The sequence below is a fragment of the Caldimicrobium sp. SLHALR3 genome, assembly GCF_058692735.1.
In genome coordinates, this window is record NZ_CP182484.1 from 97,535 (window position 1) to 120,163 (window position 22,629).

At 34.1% G+C, this 22,629-nt stretch carries 21 protein-coding genes, 2 tRNA genes, 1 other RNA gene and 1 pseudogene; 17 read left to right on the forward strand and 8 right to left on the reverse strand.

Annotated features, from left to right (window positions below; genetic code table 11):
• Positions 1-3 precede the first annotated feature (3 nt).
• Positions 4-400: RNase P RNA component class A (gene rnpB / locus ACLGLP_RS00545), an RNA gene on the reverse strand.
• A 169-nt stretch (positions 401-569) separates the two neighbouring features.
• Here rnpB and ACLGLP_RS00550 point away from each other — a divergent pair.
• The 8 genes and pseudogenes from ACLGLP_RS00550 to ACLGLP_RS00585 all read left to right on the forward strand — a co-directional run bounded on the left by ACLGLP_RS00550 (position 570) and on the right by ACLGLP_RS00585 (position 9,113).
• The gene (locus ACLGLP_RS00550) at positions 570-995 is read left to right on the forward strand and encodes a DsrE/DsrF/DrsH-like family protein (protein ID WP_492113000.1); all 426 of its coding nucleotides are present in this window, start codon (positions 570-572) and stop codon (positions 993-995) included.
• Between the two features lie 65 nt (positions 996-1,060).
• A tRNA-Leu gene (locus ACLGLP_RS00555) sits at positions 1,061-1,148 on the forward strand.
• A gap of 832 nt (positions 1,149-1,980) precedes the next feature.
• A pseudogene (locus tag ACLGLP_RS00560) lies at positions 1,981-3,075 on the forward strand (sulfite exporter TauE/SafE family protein).
• 24 nt (positions 3,076-3,099) lie between these two features.
• Positions 3,100-4,425 (forward strand): hypothetical protein, encoded by a 1,326-nt coding sequence (locus ACLGLP_RS00565; RefSeq protein ID WP_492113001.1) that lies wholly within the window; start codon positions 3,100-3,102, stop codon positions 4,423-4,425.
• 82 nt (positions 4,426-4,507) lie between these two features.
• The gene (locus ACLGLP_RS00570; RefSeq protein WP_492113002.1) at positions 4,508-5,488 is read left to right on the forward strand and encodes a PhnD/SsuA/transferrin family substrate-binding protein; all 981 of its coding nucleotides are present in this window, start codon (positions 4,508-4,510) and stop codon (positions 5,486-5,488) included.
• Positions 5,489-5,495: 7 nt separating this feature from the next.
• A complete protein-coding gene (locus ACLGLP_RS00575; protein WP_492113712.1) occupies positions 5,496-6,161 on the forward strand; it encodes a phosphate/phosphite/phosphonate ABC transporter substrate-binding protein in 666 nt (221 codons plus the stop codon).
• 94 nt (positions 6,162-6,255) lie between these two features.
• Positions 6,256-7,752: an ATP-binding protein gene (locus tag ACLGLP_RS00580; protein ID WP_492113003.1), complete on the forward strand. Its 1,497-nt coding sequence runs from the start codon at positions 6,256-6,258 to the stop codon at positions 7,750-7,752.
• A gap of 5 nt (positions 7,753-7,757) precedes the next feature.
• Positions 7,758-9,113, forward strand: coding sequence for a sigma-54-dependent transcriptional regulator (locus ACLGLP_RS00585; RefSeq protein WP_492113004.1), 1,356 nt, complete (start codon positions 7,758-7,760; stop codon positions 9,111-9,113).
• Between the two features lie 4 nt (positions 9,114-9,117).
• Here ACLGLP_RS00585 and ACLGLP_RS00590 read toward each other — a convergent pair whose 3' ends face one another.
• Together ACLGLP_RS00590 and ACLGLP_RS00595 are read right to left on the reverse strand one after the other, a co-directional pair.
• Positions 9,118-9,603 (reverse strand): 4Fe-4S dicluster domain-containing protein, encoded by a 486-nt coding sequence (locus ACLGLP_RS00590; protein WP_492113005.1) that lies wholly within the window; start codon positions 9,601-9,603, stop codon positions 9,118-9,120.
• 15 nt (positions 9,604-9,618) lie between these two features.
• The gene (locus tag ACLGLP_RS00595; RefSeq protein WP_492113006.1) at positions 9,619-11,706 is read right to left on the reverse strand and encodes a molybdopterin-dependent oxidoreductase; all 2,088 of its coding nucleotides are present in this window, start codon (positions 11,704-11,706) and stop codon (positions 9,619-9,621) included.
• Positions 11,707-11,901: 195 nt separating this feature from the next.
• On the opposite strand from ACLGLP_RS00595, the gene ACLGLP_RS00600 reads away from it, so the two are divergent.
• Positions 11,902-13,434: a thiamine pyrophosphate-dependent enzyme gene (locus ACLGLP_RS00600; RefSeq protein WP_492113007.1), complete on the forward strand. Its 1,533-nt coding sequence runs from the start codon at positions 11,902-11,904 to the stop codon at positions 13,432-13,434.
• Between the two features lie 15 nt (positions 13,435-13,449).
• Here the strand turns inward: ACLGLP_RS00600 and ACLGLP_RS00605 are convergent, their stop codons facing one another.
• The 5 genes from ACLGLP_RS00605 to ACLGLP_RS00625 are packed head-to-tail and all read right to left on the reverse strand — an operon-like array spanning position 13,450 to position 17,536.
• A complete protein-coding gene (locus ACLGLP_RS00605; RefSeq protein ID WP_492113008.1) occupies positions 13,450-13,881 on the reverse strand; it encodes an ACT domain-containing protein in 432 nt (143 codons plus the stop codon).
• A gap of 14 nt (positions 13,882-13,895) precedes the next feature.
• Entirely contained in the window at positions 13,896-15,200 is a 1,305-nt protein-coding gene (locus tag ACLGLP_RS00610) for a phenylacetate--CoA ligase family protein (protein WP_492113009.1), read from the reverse strand.
• 15 nt (positions 15,201-15,215) lie between these two features.
• Positions 15,216-15,650, reverse strand: coding sequence for an ACT domain-containing protein (locus ACLGLP_RS00615; RefSeq protein ID WP_492113010.1), 435 nt, complete (start codon positions 15,648-15,650; stop codon positions 15,216-15,218).
• Between the two features lie 16 nt (positions 15,651-15,666).
• A complete protein-coding gene (locus ACLGLP_RS00620; RefSeq protein ID WP_492113011.1) occupies positions 15,667-16,968 on the reverse strand; it encodes a phenylacetate--CoA ligase family protein in 1,302 nt (433 codons plus the stop codon).
• Positions 16,943-17,536 (reverse strand): indolepyruvate oxidoreductase subunit beta, encoded by a 594-nt coding sequence (locus tag ACLGLP_RS00625; protein ID WP_492113012.1) that lies wholly within the window; start codon positions 17,534-17,536, stop codon positions 16,943-16,945. The genes ACLGLP_RS00620 and ACLGLP_RS00625 overlap by 26 nt, the downstream gene beginning before the upstream one ends.
• A 121-nt stretch (positions 17,537-17,657) precedes the next feature.
• Between ACLGLP_RS00625 and ACLGLP_RS00630 the strand changes: the two genes are divergently transcribed.
• From ACLGLP_RS00630 to ACLGLP_RS00665, 8 genes are all read left to right on the forward strand, one after another.
• Positions 17,658-17,960 carry an L-lactate permease gene (locus ACLGLP_RS00630; RefSeq protein ID WP_492113013.1) on the forward strand — a complete coding sequence of 101 codons (303 nt, stop codon included), beginning with the start codon at positions 17,658-17,660 and terminating at the stop codon, positions 17,958-17,960.
• Between the two features lie 15 nt (positions 17,961-17,975).
• A complete protein-coding gene (locus tag ACLGLP_RS00635) occupies positions 17,976-18,602 on the forward strand; it encodes an L-lactate permease (RefSeq protein WP_492113014.1) in 627 nt (208 codons plus the stop codon).
• Positions 18,562-19,251: an L-lactate permease gene (locus tag ACLGLP_RS00640; protein WP_492113015.1), complete on the forward strand. Its 690-nt coding sequence runs from the start codon at positions 18,562-18,564 to the stop codon at positions 19,249-19,251. Before ACLGLP_RS00635 ends, ACLGLP_RS00640 begins: the two co-directional genes overlap by 41 nt.
• A gap of 61 nt (positions 19,252-19,312) precedes the next feature.
• Positions 19,313-19,385: transfer RNA gene (locus tag ACLGLP_RS00645), tRNA-Lys, on the forward strand.
• A gap of 321 nt (positions 19,386-19,706) precedes the next feature.
• The gene (locus ACLGLP_RS00650; RefSeq protein WP_492113016.1) at positions 19,707-20,732 is read left to right on the forward strand and encodes a mechanosensitive ion channel family protein; all 1,026 of its coding nucleotides are present in this window, start codon (positions 19,707-19,709) and stop codon (positions 20,730-20,732) included.
• Between the two features lie 77 nt (positions 20,733-20,809).
• Positions 20,810-21,289, forward strand: a complete 480-nt coding sequence (locus tag ACLGLP_RS00655; RefSeq protein ID WP_492113017.1) for a GspH/FimT family pseudopilin — start codon at positions 20,810-20,812, stop codon at positions 21,287-21,289.
• Positions 21,283-21,627 carry a type II secretion system protein gene (locus ACLGLP_RS00660; protein WP_492113018.1) on the forward strand — a complete coding sequence of 115 codons (345 nt, stop codon included), beginning with the start codon at positions 21,283-21,285 and terminating at the stop codon, positions 21,625-21,627. Before ACLGLP_RS00655 ends, ACLGLP_RS00660 begins: the two co-directional genes overlap by 7 nt.
• Positions 21,628-21,649: 22 nt before the next feature.
• Complete coding sequence (locus tag ACLGLP_RS00665; RefSeq protein ID WP_492113019.1) at positions 21,650-22,621, forward strand: PilW family protein; 972 nt, start codon at positions 21,650-21,652, stop codon at positions 22,619-22,621.
• The last annotated feature ends 8 nt before the right edge of the window (positions 22,622-22,629 follow it).

Below are 22,629 nucleotides of genomic sequence, written 5' to 3' on the forward strand. Positions count from 1 at the left end.
GAGGGGCAGGGTTTAAGTAAGCCGGGTTCTGTTACCCGGGATATTATCCCGGGCGGTGGTTATTTCTCTGGGGAGAGGATTACTCCTCTCCTCAAGCGGCCTACCTGAGCGCTTCTGGGCGGGGCACCCTTGCGCTCTGTTTGGCCTTGCTCCGGACGGGGGTTACCGTGCCACAGGGTGTTACCACCCTGTGCGGTGGGCTCTTACCCCACCTTTTCACCCTTACCCGCACTAAAGGAAGGCTCAGCCTTCCTTTAGCCGCTGGCGGTCTGTTTTCTGTGGCCCTTTCCAGGGATTACTCCCTCCGGGTGTTACCCGGCGTCCTCCCCTGTGGAGCCCGGACTTTCCTCCCTGGAAGATCCTTTCAAAGATCTTCCAGAGCAACCACCTCTTAAACCCTGCCCCTCTTTTAAAAATTTTAATTCAACTTAGTTTACTTTCAATCTGAATTTTAATAATAAGTTATTGACGGTTGAAAAAATTTGGAAATAATTTATATTAGCTCACAAAATAAATATAAATAGTAAATAAATAGAGGGGGGACATGGAAGAAAAGAAAAAAAAAGAGAGTGCTTTTGATTTGCCCTGACAACACATTAGATACTGTTTATCCAGCTTTAATTCTTTCTCTTCAAGCTGCAAGGGCAGGTGCTGAATCTATGGTATTTTTTACCTTTGATGGGATTAAGGTCGTGCTTAAAGGTGGCATTAAAAAGGTTAAGTATTATCCCAAAGGTTTTTTAGGAGCTATACCTGGTATACCCAAACTTTTCACAAAGATGATGATTAAACTTGCTGAAGAAAGGGCAGGTGTTCCAAGACCTGAAGATCTTTTAGAGATGTGTCAGCTTGAGGGAGTAAAATTTTATGCCTGTCTTATGACCATTCAGATGATGAACCTTAAAAAAGAAGACTTTATTGAAGGAGTTGAGATTATTGACGCTGAGGGTTATATGAAGCTTGCCCTTGATGCAGATGTGAATATGTTTATTTAATTTTAAAAAGTATTGATAATATGTGTAGCTGTGTTATATTTGTAATTGATTAGGGCTTTCTTCTTGCCCGGGTGGCGGAATTTGGTAGACGCTGTGGACTTAAAATCCACTGGAGGTAAAACCTCCGTGCCGGTTCGAGTCCGGCCCCGGGCATTTTAAACCAAAAAATTTCAGTAAGATAGCTTCTTTTTCGGAAAATAAAGAGTTTTACGATAAAAATTCTTAACCCAAGCTCAAAGTTAAAAATTCATCAAATTCTCGTGCTTTAGCTGAAATTGCTATCATAAAGTAATTACGAAATCAAATGTATTTAATTGTTCCATTTGGCACAATTATTCAATTCTAAGTTGTCCTATAAAGATCAAAAATGTTTAATTAATTAAAGGTTCTCCTCAAAAATTTACTAATTTAAATTTGGCAAATTTTTTGCATAAATGTTTTTAAAAACCTTTACTTTGGATAGGGGGTGGAAGATATGAAGTATGTTCTGAGCTTTTTAATATTTATGTTAACAATTGTTTTTTTTACTGTTAATGGTTTTTCTCAGGAAACGGTAACAATTCAGGTTGATAAGGCTAAGCTTTCTCACGGAGGAAAAGTAACGATTACCGGAAAAGCTCCACCTGGAAGGGATGTATATATTGAAGTGTGGGCTGAAAAGAAAGTTAGGGCTGCAAGACTTGATACAGATCCTGATCCAAAAACAGGTAAAAGACCTTATATTTTCTATATTACAGATGAGATGCCTGCTTTTTATAAACTTATTGTTCCAGAAAAATTTAAATCTGTTCTTGAGGATGCAAAGGCTAAAGGAAAAAAGTGGAGCGTTTCTGAGGTTATAAAAAACACTGGAGCAGATGCTATATACGGTGTTCCCGCAAAAATTAAAATTGATAGATATCAGACCTCGTTGTGGGCAAGTATAATTGGTTCAAGAGGAAAAAAATTAGAACCAATGGACGAAAAAGAAAACAAAAAAAGATCTATGCAATTATTAAAAGCAAGATTTGGAAAGGTAGATGCTATTTTTTCAGCAAATTTAAAGATTGAAGAAGATGGATCTTTTAAGGCTGAAGTTTCTCTTCCAAAAAATGCAGCACCTGGTAAATACTTTGTGGTGGCAAAAGTGGATAAAGATACAAAAAGTGAACAACTTTCTTTTGAAAATGTAGTTTCATTTCCTCATGTATATCTTCCAAATGCTGGAAGAACTGTGAATATTTTCTTGCCTTTTATTCTTGCTTTGGTTATTACTGCTTTTGGTGTATTAATGGGTGCAGGTGGTGGATTTATTTTAAATCCTATATTGGTAATGCTTGGTCTTCCCCATACAGTTGTTGCAGGATCTGTTATGCCTACAGTTCTTTTTTCTCAAGCAACAGGAATATATAACTACTCCAGAATAAAGTTTATTAACTGGAAACTTGGAATTATTCTCGGTTTGTCTATGGCAGCTGGTGGATTTATCGGACCAAAACTTACAGAGCTAATTACCCTTGAGCAGTACAAATTTCTTTTTGGAATTATTTTGATAATTTTGGCAGGTTTAATGTTCTGGCAGACAACCCCAGGCTATATTGAGAAACACAAAAAAGAACAAGCTATTCTTCAAGAGTTTAGAAAGAGAGCGGAAGAAGAAGCAAGAAGAAAAAAAGAAAAAAAATAAAAGTGGAGGTGATTAGTTATGAAAATTAAAATTGAATTTTGGGGACAAGAATTTGAAGCTAACTTGTTAATTGGTATTCCAGGAGCTTTCTTAATTGCTATTGCGTCATCAATGTTTGGCTTTGGTGGAGGACCTTTTATGGTTCCTCTCATGACAGTTTTTATGAGGCTTCCTATGTATGTTGTTGTAGGAAGCTCGCTTCTTGCAATATTTTTTAATACTCTTATGGGAACAGCAAGACATTATGGATTTGGAAACTTTGATCCTGTCCTTTTTGCTTTAATGTTTCCTGCTGCTATAATTGGAGGATTCATTGGACCAAAAATTGCAAAAAAAATTAGTCCGATTGCTGTTAAAAGAATAGCAGTGGCTGGATTGCTTATACTTGCTTTGAGTCTTTTAGGATTATTTTAAATAAAAAATTGAAAGGGGGGAATTATGAGAAAGAAAAAATTAGGAGTTTTAGGATTGGCAGGATTAATGGTTTTAGGGTTATCATCTTCTTCAAAGGCTTTTCAGATAAAAGTTGATAATGACACTTTTGCTGATGTTTCTTTTCAGATAAGGGTTAACTATTTAAATCAGGATGAAGATAAAACACATGATTATAGATACCAGCGCTTTCAGGTAACAAAAACAAGACTAGCAGCACAAGGTCAAATTAATAAACTTGTGCAGTTTTATGCGATGTTTGATGCAAACTATAAGGAAGATACGAATGAATCACCTATGGAGTTATGGGAAGGAGGAGTTCAGTTTACCTTTGCTCCTGAATTTGTTTTGAAGGCAGGGAAACTCCGTGTTCCCTTTAGCAGGAATAATATGAGAGCTCGTTATGTAAGCCCTGTTATGTCAAGTAGTGGTAATATGTTCCTATTGAGTCAATTTAAAGACGCTTTAAAAGCTATAAACCCTTATCCAGGAGGCTATAAAAGCGATGATCCTTTTAAGAGAACGGATTTTGGAGCAGTTTTAACTGGTTTTGTCAAAGATGGGCTTTTTAAATATTACATCGGAGTTTTTAACGAAGATAGATCAAATACTAATAAAGTTTGGACTCTTTCTGGTAAGTGGAATAATGCAACAATTTTAGATACATTAAAAGATAAAAATAGTTTTGAATACGATGTTAGAATTGAATTTACACCACCTATTTGGGGCTTTAAAGCTGAAAGAACCCCTTTAAGACCTGATTTAAGAGAATTAGAAACCTATCTTGGCACACAGGATTTCATGACCATTGGATTTGGTTATCACAGAGAAAAACACTTAGACAGTGCAAACAAATCTATATACGGAAGCAGTGACCTTACAAGAGAGGGTTGGGCGGCTGACATCGCCTTTGAAAAGAAGCTTGCCAAAAAATACATCATAGGTGGAGAAGCAGGGTATATGTATTTTGACGATACTCATTTTTATCAGGTTGCTAACAATAGCTATAAGAAAGGAGATGCCTATACCTGGTATGTGAGTGGACATTTTATCTATGGTGAAAAAATTGGTATGGGTTATCCAGGAGTAGCCTTTAGATACGAATATATTGATATTGATGGAAAATACAAAGACAAATACAATAACATCCATAGTGACTTAGTATACGATCGTTGGGGCTTTTGCCTTGACTACTGGTTTACTTTATCAACGAGAATAGCCATTGGAATAGATTTTATGAATGCAAAGGATGCTTTAGAGAAATATTTTAAAGATAAAAACTATGAAGATTCAACTACTCAGTGGTATATAGGTATATACGCACAGTTCTAACCTAAGTCTAACCTAAGTCTAACACAGAGTCGGGGGATTCCCCCCCTTGATTTTTAAGGCAATTTTTATAAAATTAAATTCAATGTATGCACACACAAGGAAGTTTTTGTTTTTCTTAGTTATTTTTGGTCTGATTTTAGCTGGATGTAAAAATAAAGCTGAAAAAACTCAATTTAACAATTTTAAAAAGGTTACAGGTAATCCATTTACAATAGGTATTTTATCTCGGGAATCTCCCAGAAACATTTTAAACACCCTTTATCCCCTTAAGGTCTTTTTAGAAAAAAAACTTCAAAGACCGATAAAGATTGATATATCAAGAGAATTTGAGGAATACTACCAGAAGGTAAGGGATAAGAAAATAGACATTCTTGTTCTTGATCCAGCTACTTACTGTGAAATAAGATATAAAACACGCGGATACATTATACCTCTGGTTAAACCAGAAGGAGGAGATGGTGAGACAAAAAGTGTTTTTGTAACCAAAAAAAGTTTTTCTATAGAAAAGATTTTTGATGCTATAGGTAAAAAGCTTGCTATTGGAGACGAAAAATCTTCCTTTTCTTATCTGATTCCCATTTCTATGTTGAGGGATGTAGGATTAAGTTTAAAGGATTTTAAAAAAGTAGACATTATTAAAAATGAGGAAAATATTGCCCTTTCTGTTCTCATAGGAGAGTACGAAGTTGGGGCACTTAGTGAATTTACGGCTAAAAAATATCTGGAAGATGGACTTAAAATCATTAAAGAATCAGAACTCACTCCCAGATTTCTTATTGCTGCAAGAGCTGATTTTCCAGAAAAAGAGAAGATTAAGTCACTTTTGCTGAATCAAATTGATAAAGAGGTTTTACAAAGTTTTAATATAAAAGCTTTTGTTTCTGCAGAAGATAGAGATTTTGACTACATAAGATTTCTTATTCGCAATTTTAAAGGAAAAGATTATATAGAATATTCCAAAAATACCATAAAAGTTGCGATTCTTCCACTCTATAGTCCTTTAACTATTTATAAAAGGTTTGAACCTTTGATGAGATATCTTACGGAAAAAAACGGGATATGAATTTAAACTGGTTGTTCCCAGAGACTTTGAAGAATTTATCCAGATTGTTAGTCAAGGTAAAGTACAATTTTCTTATCAGAATCCTTATGTATATGCGATTATTGCTAAAAGGTATCCATTAAAAGTTCTCGCAATTACTGTAGGAGAAGATTGTATAGTAAATAATTTAGAAACAATTTGTGGCGACAAATTATTTAGAGGGGTTATCATTGTAAGAAATGATAGTAAAATAAAAACTTTAAAAGACCTAAAAGGAAAAAAAGTTTTAATCGTCTCTCCTTATTCTGCAGGAGGATTTTTATCTCAAAAAATATTTTTAGAAAAAAAGGGATTTAATGTTTATAAAGATTTAAAACTTATTAATGCTAAAAGACTAGAAAAAGTAATAATAGGGGTATATAGAGGTGAAGCAGATGCAGGATTTGTAAGAGAATCTGCCCTCTCTGTTTTTTCTGGAGAAATTGATATTTCTAAGATAAAAATTCTTACCTTTACTTCGTATCTTCCAAACTGGCCTTTTTGTGCAGTTAATGTAAATTCAGAGCTTGCAGAAAAGGTAAAAACATTATTACTTAATATAAACAACAAAGAAATTTTAAACAAAGCTAAAATTAAAAGTTTTGCTAAGGTATCAGATAAAGATTATGAATTTCTCAAAAGTCTTATTAAATAAAATAACAAATATTATAAAAAATTTTTTAATCTTTTGGAGATCTTTCAGTATAAGAACAAAGATATTTTTTTCCTTTTTTGTAATAATTTTTACCATGATTTCCTTGGTAAATTTCTGTTTAATTAAATATCAAGAATATACACTTAAAAAAGAAATTTATAACAGATTAAAAGCTAATCTGGAAAACTTTAACTACGAAATTGTAGACCATATAGTATTTTTTGATCCTTTAAAACTTGACGAAAAAGTAAAATCATTGATGCATTATCCAGGAATTCGGTATGTAATGATTGCTGATCTAAGTGGCAGAATAATTGCTCATAGTAATCGTAAAGAATTAGGAAACTATATAAAAGTTGATAAAGATACTTTTTTGTATTGGGAAAAAGAAGGTCGGGAGCTGAAGGAAATTAATCTTCCCATATTTCAAACTGATTATCCTTTAGGGATTATAAGAATTGGGATTTCAAAAAGAGAAATAGAAGATTATGTTAAAAATTCTTCTACCAAACTTAGAAATTACATTTTTTTAATATCTTTATTCACAATATTTTTAACAGTTGCTATTTCTTATTTTATTTCAAATACTTTAACCAGACCTCTTTTGAAATTAAAAGAAAAATTGGAAGGTTTGAAAGCCAATTCACTTGAATTGTGTGAGAATGAAAATTTAATTCTCTGTAAAGATTTTTATGAATGTGATGAAGAAAACTGTCCTGCTTTCGGAAAAACGAGATGCTGGTTAATATTTCAAGCTCCTGAAATTTGTAAAAAAAAATATAATTTAGATTGTCATGAATGCTATGTTTATAAAGTTTCTTGTGGAGACGAGATTGGTTATCTTATAGAAACTTTTAACGAAATGCTAGTAAAATTAAAAAGAGCATTTAATGAGCTTAAAGAGAGCACTTTAGAAAAACTTAAACTTGAAAAACGTGCAGCGATAGCCGAAATGGCGTTAATTGTTGCTCATGAAGTAAAAAATCCTCTAAACTCAATTAAAGCTGCTACCAATTATTTAAAGAATAATTTTAAAGGAAAAATATTAAATGAATTTTTGTCTATCATTGATAAAGAAGTAAACAGATTAAACGATCTTGTAAACAGTTTTCTTTTTTATGCAAAACCTTTACCTTTAAAGCTAGAAAAAAATGATATTAATAAAGTGATAAAAGAAGTAATTAATTTAATCAAAGCTGAATTTGAAAAGGAGGGAAAAATTTTTAGAACTGAATTAGACTTACAAATTCCTGAGTTTTATTTTGATGCAGGACAAATTAAACAGGTTTTACTAAATCTTTTAATAAATGCAGAGGAAGCTACAAAAAAGGGAGATACAATTTTTCTTAAAACTAAAAAAGAAAATAATTTTGTTAAAATAATTGTGAAAGATACTGGAATAGGGATATCAGAAGAAAATTTAAAGAAAATTTTTGAGCCTTTTTTTACTACTAAATCCTCAGGTTCTGGATTAGGACTTGCTTGTGTAGAAAGGATTATAAAGGAACACGGAGGAGAAATTGAAGTTAAAAGTGAGATTAATAAGGGAACAGAATTTGTAATTAAAATACCTTTAAAATGTGAAGCCTAAAGAATATGAAGCCTAAAGTACTTTTTATTGATGATGAAATAAATGCTTTGAAAACTATATCTTTAATCTTAAAAAAAGCTGGATTTGAAGTAACTACTGCTAAAACAGCTGAGGAGGGAATAGCAAAACTTCAAAATTTTACACCTGACTGCATTTTACTTGATTATTTGCTTCCTAGTATGAGTGGAATTGAAATGTTAAAATGGTTAAAAAAAGAAAATTATCATGTTCCTGTTATCATTATTACAGCTTTTGGGACCATTGAAAGAGCTGTTGAAGCAATGAAATTGGGAGCTTTTCATTTTCTTGTCAAACCAGTAGATACAGATTTACTGATAAATATATTAAAAGAAGCTACTTTAAAACAAAAAGTATTTTTTGAAGACGAGGACGAGTATTATAAAAGAAAGTTTCCTGAAATAATAGGAAAAAGTAGAGCCATAAAAGAAGTTTTAAAAATCATTGAAATGGTTGCTGAAAGTAACGCTAATGTCCTTATTACTGGAGAAACAGGAACAGGAAAAGAACTTGTGGCAAGAGCTATTCACAAAAATTCTTTAAGAAAAGAAAAACCTTTTATAATAGTTGACTGTACAACTATTCCTGAAAACCTTTTAGAGGCTGAGTTATTTGGCTATGAAAAAGGAGCTTTCACTGGAGCAACCGAAAGTAAAAAAGGACTTGTTGAATTATCCAATGGCGGAACATTATTTTTAGACGAAATAGGCGACTTGCCTCTTTCTTTGCAAAAAAAGCTCCTAAGATTTTTGCAAGAGAAAGAGATTAAAAGACTTGGAAGTTTAAACAGAATAAAAGTTGATGTTAGAGTTATTGCTTCTACAAATCAAGATTTAGAAAAAGCTATTAAAGAAGGAAAATTTAGAGAAGATTTATACTGGAGACTTAATGTAGTTAGAATTCATCTTCCCCCTCTTAGAGAAAGAAAAGAGGATATTCCTTTACTTGTTAGACATTTTTTAAACAAATATGCTCAAGAAAATAACAAACCCATTCCTGAAATAGAACCAGGAGTTATAGATATATTGATGGAATATGACTGGCCTGGAAATGTAAGAGAACTTGCTCATGTTATTGAAAGGGCTGTCGTGTTGTCTCCTTCAGGGATAATTCAAATAAGACATTTGCCTAAAAGAATCTTAGAAAAATTGAAGAGTGAAAATGAAAACGAAAATAAAGAAAATAAAGAAGAAACTCTTAATTTATTAGAAATAGAGAAAAAGTTGATAATAAAAGCTTTAAATGAAACAGGATGGAATCAGAGTAAAGCTGCAAAAATTTTAGGAATATCCCGCAAACAACTAAGAACAAAAATGAAAAAATTTGGATTGCTTCCCTCTTAATAATCTATTTTAAAAGTTTTTTCCTTTTCTCTGAGGAAATATCCTTTACGGTTGTCAATTTCAGGGCGTGGGTTGTGCATTTGGTAACACAAGCTGGTTCAAGCCCTTGATCAATTCTATCCTTACAGAGATCACATTTTATAATTACTCCTTCATCTGGATTATATTGAGGAATACCCCATGGACAAGCCTCAATACAATTTTTACATCCTATACATAAATCTTTATCTACAAATACTATGCCATCTTTTTCCCTCTTTTGCATAGCCCCTGTAGGACAAGCCTCCACACAAAAAGGACGACCGCAATGAAAACAGGTAACAAAAACAAAATTCTGAAGCACTTTGTTACCAGAAAGTTTTATTTCAGAAGGAAGAATTTCGCAAATTTTGATCCCTGAGGTCAAGCCTTTATTTATTACACAGTGAACTTCACAGGCATGACATCCTATACATTTTTCCAAATTTTGAACAATAAGATATATACTCACTTTATCCCTCCTCCTTTAAATTTTCCTTACCCTTACAAAGTTTTCAAACAATACCCCTGTATGACTTCCTTTGCCAAACTTCTCAAAAGCACCTTTCAACAAACGCCCCTCATTTAGTCCCTTCCCATAACTTCTGCTAAGCCAGGGTATGTCGTTTTGAAAACCTCTATACATAAAAACACACTCTGGATGTATAAAAGGAGTAACCTTAGCTTTTATCTTTCCTGAATAATCTCCTGAAGAGACTTCAACTATTTCTCCATCTCTAATTCCAAGTTTTTCAGCTATCTCACTATTTATCCACAATTCATTTTCAGGAAGTATTCCGTTAAGCACAGGATTGTTTTGGGTTCTTGTGTGGGTGTGAATGGCTACTCTTCCAAAAATTAATCTAAATTCTCCTTCTTCAATTTTTGGTCTTTCTGGCTCTTCATAAGGTATAAAGTAAGGAACTTCTCTTTCTCTCATTTTACTTGAAACAATTTCTATTTTCCCGGAAGGCGTTTTAAATTTTAATTCTTCTCGGCTATAAATGAGCGGTTCTTTACACAGAGGAACAAATCCTTTTTCGTCAAAATCTTCTATTTTTATACCTGTATCTTTGAGCTGATAGTTCCAGATGTCTTCTATACTTTCATAAGGCGCATACTGACCTACTCCCATTCTTTTACAGAGCTCGGTAAAAATCCACCATCTTGGTTTGGTATCGTAAACAGGTTCAACTGCCTTTTTTCTTACGATAAAAGCAGGTTTTGCCCCTCTTTGTAGTCCTATTATGTCATCCCTTTCTAAGTAAGTAGATTCGGGCAAAATAACATCTGCAAACCAGCCTGTTGTTCCGTAGTCTACAGGAATGTGAACAAGAAGCTCAAGTCCACTAAGAATTTCTTTAATGTCAGAAAGGGGCATACCTGCAAAGGGATCATATCTGTAAACAATTAAAGCTTTAACCGGATAGGGCTCTCCTGTTTTAATAGCTTTAAAAAGATGTAGCATATGACCTGCTCCATCGTAAAGAAATCCTTTACCAAGTTCTTCTTCTATGCGTTTTTCTTTAGGAGAAGGAATGGGTTCAAGAAGGCTTTTCAAAGGCTTAGCTCCCACTTCTTTAGGAGATTTAGCAAAAATTAATCCTCCTTTCTGTTCTATATTCCCAAGAAGGGCATTGAGAATGTAGACTGCTCTGGCATAATAAAAAGAGTCCATATATCTTGCACCAAACCAGTATGGATAAATAATTACTTGGGGTTTTGCCTCACTTAATTCTTTTGCAAGCTTGATTATTTCCTCTTCTGGCACTTCAGAAACACTTTCTGCCCACTTAGGAGAATAGGGCTTTACAAAATTTTCAAGCTCCTCTATTCCTAAGAAAAACCTGTCTACAAAATCTTTATCATAAAGATTTTCTTTAAGAATTTGATGTATAAGTGCAAGAACTATGGCATAGTCTGATCCAGGACGAATTCTGAAATATTTAGTAGCTTTAGTAGCTGTTACATTAACTCTTGGATCAAAGTAGGTGAACTTTCCTCCTTTTTCAATGGCTTTTAAAACATTGTTTGCTTCTCTAACAGCTAATGCATCAAAAAAAGCTCTACCAAAAGATACTATATGTTTAGCATTGCTAAAATCATAACTTATTTGATTTCTTGGGATTCCAAAAAGACTTTGGGCAGCAAGGTCCACATTCTTTCTGCAAAGGTCGTCATGATTAAAGTAATTGGGAGAACCTATAGCTCTTATAAAAACCCTTTGCATCTCCCCAAAAATACCCCCTCCTCTATCAAGAAGTGCTATAGCCTTTGCTCCGTATTTATCTTTTATAGCAGTTAGCTTTTCTGCTATATAGTTTAAAGCTTCATCCCAGGAAGCTCTTTTCCACTCTCCAGAACCTCTTTCTCCAGTTCTTATCATTGGATACTGAGGTCTTTCTTTATCGTAAAGATGAACAAGTCCAGCAGAACCTCTTGCACAAAGAGCTCTTTCTATTCCAGGAACATAAGGATTACCTTCAATCCAGACCACCTTTCCATTTTCAACCTCAATCCTTATAGGACAACGAGCAGAACACATTCCACATACTGAAAAGACCTGTTTCCTCATTTTTCCTCCCTCAAGCCTTAAATTCTCATAAGATATTTATGCAAAATTAATGCCTAATTATAGTTTAGCATTTTTGAGAAATTGGACCAATTTAAAAATTGAAATTGTCCCTATAGGGACAGTTAAGTTGTTTAGAGTAAATGTTAATGTTATATTTGTTTTTAGAAAATTATTTTTAAATGTGGAGGAAATCTTATGGAAAGAGTTCTTATGCTTGGAGCTGATGCCATAGCGAGAGGAGCTATTGAAGCAGGAATATCTTATGCAACCTCTTATCCAGGAACACCTGCAACCCAGATTCTGGAATATATTGCCAAAAATAGTTCAGTTCCTTGCGAATGGTCAATAAATGAAAAGGTGGCTTTTGAGGTAGCATATGGAGTTAGCTTAACAGGAAGAAGAGTTTTGTGTTCTATGAAACATGTAGGTCTTAATGTAGCAGCCGATCCTTTTATGACTTCAAGTTATCTTGGGGTTAGAGGTGGATTTGTGCTTGCAGTAGGAGACGACCCAGGAGCTTATTCATCTCAAAATGAGCAAGATTCTCGTTTTTATGCCTATTTTGCTAAAATTCCCTGCCTTGAGCCTTACGATGGTGAGACTGCTAAATCTTATACCAAAATAGCTTTTGACATCTCAGAAGAGCTTAGTCTTCCTGTCATGCTTAGAAGCCAAACAAGACTTCTTCACTGCTATAGCCCTGTCACTCTTGAAGATATAATCTCCCAAACGGAGATAAACCTTAATAAAGATCCAGAGCATCTTATTGCAATTCCCAAACATGTTATACCACTTCATAAAGAGTTAAATGCTAAACAAACGAAAATACTTGAAATTTTTAAAAGATATGGTTTTAACGAAGTAATCCCTGGAGAAGGAAAAACAGGTATTATTGCCTGTGGACTTGCTTTTACCTATGCTCTTGAACTCGAAGAAAACCTCCCTATTCTTAAGATAACCGCCTATCCTGTTGAAGAAGCCCTTCTCAAAGAATTTGTAAAAGAGCTTGAAGAGGTTGTAGTTCTCGAAGAAGGATATCCTTTTATAGAAAAAAAGGTTAGATGTTTTCATTCAAGAGTTAGAGGAAAACTTTCAGGTGATTTACCGATGGAAGGAGAACTTGGTCCTGATCCAGTTTTAAAGCTTTTTGGGAAAAAAGAAGAGATAACTTCTGAAAATGTTCCTCCAAGACCACCTTTTTTATGCCCAGGATGCCCTCATAGAGAATTTTATAAAGCACTTTTAGAAGCTAAGCCAAGTTTTGTTACAGGAGACATTGGGTGCTATACTCTGGGATGTCTTCCCCCTCTTTCTGCGCTTGATACCTGTCTCTGTATGGGTGCAAGCATAGGTAAAGCCATAGGTATTTCTAAACAGGGAGTAAAGAGAGTGGCTGCAGTGATAGGAGATTCAACTTTTTGGCACTCAGGTATACCTGCACTTATAGACGCAGTCTATAACAAAGCTAATATACTTGTGTGTATTCTTGATAATTCTGTTGTTGCCATGACAGGACATCAGCCTACACCTCATCTTGGTTTAACTGCCAAGTTAGAAGATACTAAAAAATTAAGTCTTGTTGAAATTTGTAAAGCCTGTGGAGTAGATTCTGTGATAGAAATAGATCCCTTTAAAAAAGAGGAAATGGTTTCAGCCTTAAAAAAAGGACTTGAAACCCCTGGGAGTTCATGTCGTTATTTCAAAAAGACCTTGTATATTTGTGGCTAAAAAGTTTAAGAAAGCTTAGAGAGCCTCTACAGTTTTACTATCTAAAAGTTTTATACCCTTTTGTTGAAGTAAGTCTATGGTTTTGTCAAGGTTATTTGTCCGAAGAACTACAAGAGCTTCTTCTCCGCTTTTTTCAACAAAAGCATAAACATATTCTACATTTATATCTCCTTCGTATAGTATTTTAAGAACTTCAGCAAGTCCACCCGGTCTGTCTTTTACTCCTACAGCAAGAACATTGGTGATTTTAGTAGTAAAACCCGCATCTTCCAGAGCATTTTTTGCTTCTTCAGGTTTATTAACGATCATTCTCAAAATTCCAAAATCTGAAGTATCTGCAATGGAGAGAGCTCTAATATTTATATTTGCTTTGGCTAACACACTTAAAGCTTCATATAGTCTTCCTTTTTTATTTTCTAAAAAAACAGAAATCTGTTTAATTTTCATCTTTGTTTCACCTCCTAACTCAGTTTTCTTTTATCAATTACCCTTTTTGCTTTTCCTTCACTTCTTGGTAAACTTTTTGGTTCAACAAGGGTAACCTTAACCCTTATTCCCACAGTTTCTTCTATTCTTTTTTCAAGTTTTTTTCTGAGCTCTTCAATTTTTCTTACTTCATCTGAAAAAACCTCTTTTGACATTTCAACCTGAACTTCTATTTCATCAAGATAATGCGGTCTTGTAAGAATAATCTGATAATGAGGTTCTACTCCTTGAACCTCAAGAATAGCTTGTTCAATTTGATAAGGAAATATCATAACTCCTCTTACTTTAATCATATCATCAGTTCTTCCTTTAATTCTTTCAATTCTTACAAATGTTCTTCCACATGAACATTCTCCCGGAACAAAGGAAGTAATATCCCTTGTTCTAAACCTTATCATCGGAACTCCTTCCTTAGTTAAAGTAGTCAAAACAAGCTCTCCTTCTTCTCCTTCAGGAAGAGGTTCTCCTGTTTCTGGATCAATTATTTCTGGATAAAAGTGGTCTTCCCATATGTGAAGCCCTTTTTGAGCTGGACATTCATGGGCTACTCCTGGACCTATAATTTCTGTTAATCCATAAACATTATAAGCTTTGATGCCAAATCTATTTTCAATTTCTTTTCTCATTTCCTCTGTCCACATTTCAGCCCCAAAACTTCCAACTCTCAGTTTAAGAATTCTTGGATCAATACCCATTTCGTCCTTTGCATATTCAGCAAGATAAAGTGCATAGGAAGGGGTGCAGGCAAGAACAGTGGTCCCAAAATCTCTCATTAACTCAATTTGTCTTCTTGTATTTCCTGCAGAGGTAGGAACGACAGTTGCTCCTATAGCTAAAGCTCCGTAATGAAAACCAAGCCCTCCCGTAAATAAACCATAACCATAAGCAATTTGAATAATGTCATCTTTTGTCACTCCTATCATAGTAAGAGATCTTGCCATAACTTCTTTCCAGATTTCAATATCTCTTTGGGTATAACCCATAACCACAGGTTTCCCCGTTGTTCCGCTTGATGAATGAATTTCAATAATTTCAGAAAGAGAAACTGCAAACATTCCAAAAGGATAAACCTCTCTTAAGTCAGCTTTGCTGGTAAAAGGAATGTATTTTATGTCTTCAAGAGTTTTTATATCCTCAGGCTTAATACCGGCTTCGTCAAACTTTTTTCGGTAATAAGGAACTCTTTCATAGGCATATTTAACTACTTTTTTAAGTCTTTCAAGCTGAAGTTCTTTTAACTTTTCTCTTGGAAGTGTTTCAATTTCTTTATTCCAAAACATTTTAGCCTCCTAAATTTATTCTTTAATAAAATCAGAAGGTTCAAGAAATTTAACCTTTTCTTCTTTCAAAGATTCTAAAGCCTTTTTCAAATCATCAGCTTCAAAAACAAAATAGGCTTTTTTCCTTGTTTCAGCAACATAAACAAGGGCACTTTCTATATTAATACCCTTTGAACTTATTAGTTTGACTACTTCATAAAGCCCACCTGGTCTGTCTTCAAGCTCAATCCCTATAGCAGGAATTTTAGCAACTGTAAATCCCCTTTCTTTAAACTTCTCATAGGCTTTTTGAGGCTTATCCACCAAAAACTTTATAACTCCAAAATCTTTAACGCTTATTATGGAAAAACCAAGAATATTTATATTTTCTTTTGCCAGAACTTCTGTTATTTTCTCAAGTTTACCAGGTTTGTTTTCAGCAAAAATGCTTATAATTTCCACATAATTCATAGCTTTATTACCTCCTTTAAAGCACTCTTTTATCAATTACTCTTTTTGCTTTTCCTTCACTTATAGGAAGTGTTCCTGGTTCAACAAGTTCTACTTTTGGACGAACCTGTATAGCCTGCCTTAATTTTTCCGTAATCTCTTCTTTAAGCTTAAGAAGTCTTTCAATTCTTCCATCAAAAAAGTCTCTATCTATTTCAACTCTCACTATCATTTCATCGTATCCTTCAAGCACTATCTGATAGTTTTGAGCAACTCCTTTTATGCTCATAAGAACTGACTCAATTTGTTGAGGAAAGATATTTACCCCTCTTACAATAAACATATCATCTGTTCTTCCCAGAATTCTTGCAATTTTTATGTGAGTTCTTCCACATGGGCAAGGTTCAGTTATAAAGTAGGTCAGATCTCTTGTACGATACCTAATTAAGGGCATAGCAGTTCTTTCAAGGCTTGTAAGAACAAGCTCTCCCACTTCTCCTTCTTTAACAGGTTCCCCTGTTTCTGGATTAACTATTTCTACATAAAAAGCATCCTCCCAGATATGAAGTCCTTTTTTTACAGGACACTCAAATCCAACCCCAGGTCCTCCCATTTCAGAAAGACCGTAGCAATTAAACACATCAACTTTAAGCATATTTTCAATTTTGCAACGGGTTTCCTCACTATAAGGTTCAGCTCCTAAATAAGCCCTTTTTAGCTTTATGTCTTTTCCTGGTTTAAGTCCCTTTTCTTGAATTACAGTTGCCACATATAGTGCATAACTTGGTGTCATGTGAATACAGGTTGTGCCAAAGGTTTTCATAAGTTCAATTTGTCTTTCTGTATTTCCTGGTCCAGCTGGTATAACAAGCATTCCTACAAGTTCAGCTCCGTAGTGCATAACTAAAGCTCCTGTAAAAAGTCCGTATGTCATAGAATTTTGAAGTATGTCTTGCGAAGTTGCTCCGCTCATAACAAGAGACCTTGCAATGAGTTCAGCCTGTGCCCAGATGTCTTTTTTACTAAAAAATAAAGCCTTTGGTTTTCCCGTTGTTCCGCTTGATGTGTGAAGTCTTACCACCCTTTCTAATGGCTCTGCAAGCAAACCAAAAGGATAGTCAACAAAAAGATCTTCTTTGGTTGTAAAAGGAAAGCGCCTTATATCTTCAAGCTTTTTAAGATCTGAAGGCTTAACGCTGGCTTCCTCAAATTTTTTTCTGTAGTGAGGAACATTTTTGTATACTCTATTTAAAACCTTTTTTAGTTTTTTTAACTGAAGTGCCTTTAATTCTTCTTTTGGAAGTAGTTCAATTTTAGGATTGAAGTATCTTTTCTCCAAGGTTTCTTCCCTCCTCAAAGGCTTTAATATTAAGCTCGACCATTTTTTCTGGAACTGAGTTTCTCAATACCTCTTTCCAGATCTCAACAGGAAAGGGTAAAAGAAGAGATAACACCCCAAGAAGTACGGTATTTTCAATTTTTGTGCTTCCAAGAGATTTTGCCAGCTCTTCTGCCTTTATTTCAAAAACTTTATATCCTTTTTCTTTTAGTTTTTCTGAAACATTTTGTGGATAAAGAGATGGATCAAGCGATGGAGGAAGGATTTGTTTAAGATTTAATATAATGGTTCCTTCTTTTTTAAGAAAATAGCTATATCTTAAAGCTTCCATTTCTTCAAGAGCAAGCATTATGTGAGCTTTGCCTACAGGAATTGAGGGAGAATAGACTTTTTCTCCAAAACGAATCTGCCCTATTACAGAGCCTCCTCTCTGAGCCATACCATGAATTTCACTCTCTTTGACATCAAATCCACTTTTAAAAGCACACCAAGCTATGATTCTACTTGCAAGGACAATTCCTTGCCCTCCAGTTCCTACCAGAATTAAATTAGTAATTTTTTCTTTCATAAAACATCTCAAAGTTTAATAATAAATTTTAAACAAGTCAATATAAAATTATCTTGTAAATATAAAAAATTTGTTCTATAATCCGCTTTTAAGCTATAAAAAAGCGTGAAAGAGGTGATCTATGAAGCTCTTTTTGGCAATTTTTCCTATATTAATTGTTCTTATAGGTATGATCGTATTTTATCGTTCAGGGGTTTTTGTTTCAGTAATTGGCTGGATACTTGCTATTTTTTTGGCAGTCTATTATTTTCACACTCCCTGGAATGTAGTCCTGGGAGCAAGTTTAGTTGGAATAATAAAAGCCTTTGGTATTACCCTTGCAGTTGCCTTCACTATGTTTCTAATTTTTTTGATGAAAGAAACAGGAGCTTTAAGTAAAGTTATTGAATACATAAAGGGTATCGCTAAAGAAAAGGAAGAATAAGCACTTTTTCTTGGGATGGGTTTTGGCTCACTTTCTACAGCCTTAGGAATGGTTACTCCTGCTATGTTTCCTCCTATTTTTAGACTTCTTGGTTTTACACCTGTAGCAGCTATAGCAGTAAGTATTCTTTGCTACGACCCACTTACCTCTTTTGCCTTATTTTCCATACCCATTACTTTGCCTGCTGAGGTAGCTTTTAAGGTTTTTCACATCCAACCTCCAGGTATAGAAAACCTTCAGGAATTTATCTGGGATTTTACCTTTAAAATTACAGCTTTTCTTCCTCCTATTTCAGTGTTATTTGCTTTTCTTATGCTCTGGAGTGTGGGTGGGAAAGAAGCTCTGTTAAAGCACTGGAAACCAGCTCTCATTTCAGGTCTTGTTTTATCTCTTTCTGCCTTATTCATGGCTTGGACAAGAATCGTTCCCGTAGAGGTAATTGGCATTTTTGCCGGATTTCTCACTATGCTTTTTGTAAACATATATTACCGCAACAAGAATAATAAAGATATCCAAAGACTTTCTTTTAATAAAGAGGTTTTTAAATCATCCTCTCCTTTTATTCTGTTAATTCTTTTTTCTTTGGTTGTTAATTTGCCAGATGCAAAAAAACTTCTTTGCAAATATTTTGGGACCTTATGAAGTTATTAAGGTTTTTGCTGATAAAAAAGAAGATTTGAATATTATGGCAAATGTATGGTTTTGGATTCTTGTTGTATCAATTATTTCAATTCCAATTTTAAAACCCTCTTCAGATGTTATGAAAAGAGTTTTGAAACTCTGGATTACTCGTATAGGTGGTCCTTTTATTGCTTATTCTTTATTTTTTGCAGTTGCCTTTATTATGGCTTGGTCTGGTATGGAAGTAGTTAATGATAAACTGGTTCCCGGTCCCTATTTTAAAGATTATAACATGAACATAATAATAGCCTCTACACTTGCTAATATTTTCGGTAGTGCCTATCCTTTAGTTGCTCCTTTTATCGGTCTTTTAGGAGCTTTTGTTGGAGGAAGTGAAACTGCCTCTAATGTTCTTTTTGCTAAAATCCAATGGGAAACAACTCTTGTAACCCTTGGAGCACCAGCTTTTATGTGGATTTTTGTTGCACATGCTGTAGGAGGGGGTATAGCCTCAGCCATTACTCCTTCAAAGATTACTAATGCTGCTGCAACTATAGGAGTTACTGGAAAAGAAGAAGGAAAGTTTATAAAAACTGTCATCATTCCTGTTTTATTTATTACAGTTTTTACTGGATTACTTTTGTTGCTTTACTTAAAAATTTTTGGCTAAAGAAAATGTTTTACAAAAACTTGACAAATCCTGAGAGTAGATTATTTTTAAAAAGAAAATTGGGCCGTTAGCTCAAGTGGTAGAGCAATGGACTCTTAATCCATAGGTTGGAGGTTCGAGTCCTCCACGGCCCACTTCTTTTCAGGATTTCAGGTATCATTATTTTTCAAAAGTTATCATGTGCCAAAAATGTGCCATCTAAAAATTGTCCATAGGTGGAAATATTTGCCGATTTTTGCCTTTGTTTTCCGGTGCTTGTTTAATATAAAATATAGGATATGGGTTTATTCTGGCGGTGCCAATGCGGGCAAAAGGAGTTGTATAACCTAAAAATAGTGAGGAGAAGGCGAAAAAGTAGTTTTGATTTTTGTGCCAGGGTTAATTTTTAACTTATTTATTAAAACACACTCGGAAAAGTTTGACTTTGTTTTAAAAGTTAGATATACTAAATACCGATGCTTAAAGATTATCTATATTCCCTTATCACAGTTTTTTCTTCTATACTTATCGGATTTTTTGTTAAATTAATTTTCAAAAATAGGCTTTCTTTAGCAAATCAAAAATTCAAACTGGGGCTTTCTTCAAAAACCATTTCCTCTTTTTCAAACATCTGCTTTTTATGGATAATTTTTTTAGGCATACACATTTCTATTTCTATTGCTGAAATACCACCAAAATACCACAACCTTGTAAGCATTATAAACAAATTCCTGCTTATCTTTTTTATTCTTTCTTTAGTCTGGATTTCTTCTAAAGTTATCATAAACATTTTAAATTTTTACATTCAGCAAAAAACCGAACTTCCCCCAAAGGTTTCTATTTTTGAAATAGTTATTAAGGTCTTAATCTTTTTTATAGGTTTTATTCTTATTTTAAACACTTTGAATATAAACATCACGCCTTTTATTACCTCTTTAGGAATTGCAGGATTGGCTGTGGGACTTGCTTTGCAGGATACTTTAAGCAACTTTTTTGCAGGACTTCACATTTTAATGACAAAACAGATAAAACCAGGAGATTTTATTTCCATTGAAGGAGGGGTGGAAGGTTTTGTAGAAGATATTACCTGGAGAAATACTACTATTAGGCAAGTTTCTAACAACTTAGTAATTATTCCCAATTCTAAACTTGCCTCCTCTATCGTAACCAATTATTTTCTTCCTGATAAGGATCTAGCCGTGCCTGTTCAGGTGGGAGTAAGCTATGATAGTGATCTTGAGAAAGTTGAAAAAGTGACCATTGAGGTGGCAAAGGAGGTGATGAAAGAAGTTCCAGGAGGTGTGCCTGATTTTGAGCCGTTTATAAGATATCACACCTTTGGAGATTTTAGCATTAAGTTTACGGTTATATTGAGAGCTCAAAGCTATACAGATAGATATGCCGTTATTCACGAATTTGTAAAAAGACTTCACAGACGCTACAAAGAAGAAGGAATTGAAATTCCATTTCCTATAAGAACGGTATTCCTGAAACAAGATTAAAAATTTAAAAATATTAAACTCTTTACTTTATTTTTCTCATTATTATAATTAATTTTATAGAATTATAAAAAGCAAAAATGAGCAACCTTAAAAAAAGAGGATTTAGCACATTAGAGTTTCTCATAGTCCTTGGAATAATTGCCATTTTGGCAAGCTTGGGATTTCCTGCCATAAGAAAACTTTATAGAACATACAAATTTAACAGTTATGCATTTGAGCTTGAAAGCCTCGTAAAGTGGGCAAAAATAACGGCTGTAGAAAGAAGTATAGGAGTTTCTATTTGTAAGAAAGACAATAGTATTGTAGTTTATAATGAGGGAACTTCAAGAAATCCGTCTTGCTCCGGAGAGGTATTAAAAACACTGGTGATTTCAGACTCCTGGGTGACTTCAGATATTGATGTAGCTTTAGGTAAGTCTGGGCTTATGTTTGATCCAAGGGGTTTAGTTATTTTTGGAGGAAATGTATGTATTACAGATGGAGAAAATTATTTTAAAGTAAAATTACAAAATAATAGAGGTGCAATAATAACTGAAGCAGGAAGTGGGGGATGTTAAAAATTAAGGGTTTTACTTTACTTGAAGCTCTTATTGCCATACTGATTGCAGCTGTTTTGTCTGCAATTGTTGCTGGAGTAGTTACGAGTTTTGCCTCTAAAACCTCTGATAGAATTCTTATGTCCTGTCTTATTGAAGGAGCTTCTTCAGGAATAAACGCATGTAAAAGCGGAAACTTTACGAACTTTCAAATTGAGTGTGGAGACATTAAAGTTGATGTAGAAATAACCCAGGGAGTTTGTAATCCACCTGAGGGAACCTGTTCAGATGTTACGGTAACTGCTAAAGCAAAGGGATGGAATTTTTCTTTAACTGATAAAGTTTGCAATTTTTACTGAATCCAATGAGAAGGATTTTGAAGTGAAAAAATTTGCTGAAAAAACGAAAGGTTTTACGCTCGTAGAAATTCTGGTAGTTATTGTGCTTTGTGCCATTCTTTTAATAGCTGTTTTAGGAATTTATCTTGTTGCCGACAAATATTTTAAACAAACAAAACCAGTTTCTGATGTTTTAGAAGAAATGAGAAGTACTGTAGCCACTCTTGATTTCGTGTTTTCAAGATGGGGAGCGGGGGTTCCCTGCAAAAATAATAACTGCACTTTAAGTGATTCCGTCGTTCCCTGTGATGGTTTCCCTCCCTCAGATCCTATGTGTATGACCTGTATAAGAGGTGATTTAACCTCTGATGGATGTAGTGAGGTAGAGTTTTATGCAAGTCTTGAAGGAACAGGATTCGTAGTAAGCACGAACGGAACCTCTGCTAATTTAATAAGCTGTAGACTTGAAAAAGATGGATATACGAGTAAAGATAACGAAAGTGAGAATTATTACTATATCTGGCAGGGAGATAAAATTGCAAACTGGAACGGGATAGATAATCCTCCTGTATATGGTTTTTGTGGAAACATTCCTTCTGTAGATTGCATAAATTTTAACGGAACTCCGAATTTAAGCACGAGTGCTATCATGGGACTCTGGGGTAACGAAACCATAGATTGCTCTAACAATACCTATAAGCTTCATTCTGGAGATATAATAATTAGAGTTCCTTACAGGGTAAGGCTGTATGTTGATTACGATTCAGAAACCAGTGGATACTGGATTTTTATGAAAATTACTGATATGGCTCGTCCGGATGTAAATATCCCACCTACAAAACTTGCAAGGGTAAAGGATTCAGACTCCTTTAAGATTAAAATACCAGACTTTTTTAAGATTAAAATAAATGGTGAGATTAAAATAAATGGAAGAGGAATAAAAATGGAAGTAACCTTTCAGAGCCAGTCAAAACCAGAAAAAACCTTTAAAGTAGAAAGATACTTTGCAAGATAGGAGGTGAA

Excerpts from the sequence above, each read along its gene's own strand:
- ACLGLP_RS00635 (WP_492113014.1), top strand. The coding sequence starts at position 17,976 with ATGGGTTTTGGCTCACTTTCTACAGCCTTAGGAATGGTTACTCCTGCT.
- ACLGLP_RS00605 (WP_492113008.1), bottom strand. The coding sequence starts at position 13,881 with ATGAAAATTAAACAGATTTCTGTTTTTTTAGAAAATAAAAAAGGAAGA.
- ACLGLP_RS00595 (WP_492113006.1), bottom strand. The coding sequence starts at position 11,706 with ATGAGGAAACAGGTCTTTTCAGTATGTGGAATGTGTTCTGCTCGTTGT.
- ACLGLP_RS00570 (WP_492113002.1), top strand. The coding sequence starts at position 4,508 with ATGTATGCACACACAAGGAAGTTTTTGTTTTTCTTAGTTATTTTTGGT.
- ACLGLP_RS00655 (WP_492113017.1), top strand. The coding sequence starts at position 20,810 with ATGAGCAACCTTAAAAAAAGAGGATTTAGCACATTAGAGTTTCTCATA.
- ACLGLP_RS00615 (WP_492113010.1), bottom strand. The coding sequence starts at position 15,650 with ATGAATTATGTGGAAATTATAAGCATTTTTGCTGAAAACAAACCTGGT.
- ACLGLP_RS00650 (WP_492113016.1), top strand. The coding sequence starts at position 19,707 with ATGCTTAAAGATTATCTATATTCCCTTATCACAGTTTTTTCTTCTATA.
- ACLGLP_RS00600 (WP_492113007.1), top strand. The coding sequence starts at position 11,902 with ATGGAAAGAGTTCTTATGCTTGGAGCTGATGCCATAGCGAGAGGAGCT.
- ACLGLP_RS00565 (WP_492113001.1), top strand. The coding sequence starts at position 3,100 with ATGAGAAAGAAAAAATTAGGAGTTTTAGGATTGGCAGGATTAATGGTT.
- ACLGLP_RS00610 (WP_492113009.1), bottom strand. The coding sequence starts at position 15,200 with ATGTTTTGGAATAAAGAAATTGAAACACTTCCAAGAGAAAAGTTAAAA.
- ACLGLP_RS00640 (WP_492113015.1), top strand. The coding sequence starts at position 18,562 with ATGCAAAAAAACTTCTTTGCAAATATTTTGGGACCTTATGAAGTTATT.
- ACLGLP_RS00580 (WP_492113003.1), top strand. The coding sequence starts at position 6,256 with ATGATTTCCTTGGTAAATTTCTGTTTAATTAAATATCAAGAATATACA.
- ACLGLP_RS00585 (WP_492113004.1), top strand. The coding sequence starts at position 7,758 with ATGAAGCCTAAAGTACTTTTTATTGATGATGAAATAAATGCTTTGAAA.
- ACLGLP_RS00630 (WP_492113013.1), top strand. The coding sequence starts at position 17,658 with ATGAAGCTCTTTTTGGCAATTTTTCCTATATTAATTGTTCTTATAGGT.
- ACLGLP_RS00660 (WP_492113018.1), top strand. The coding sequence starts at position 21,283 with ATGTTAAAAATTAAGGGTTTTACTTTACTTGAAGCTCTTATTGCCATA.
- ACLGLP_RS00625 (WP_492113012.1), bottom strand. The coding sequence starts at position 17,536 with ATGAAAGAAAAAATTACTAATTTAATTCTGGTAGGAACTGGAGGGCAA.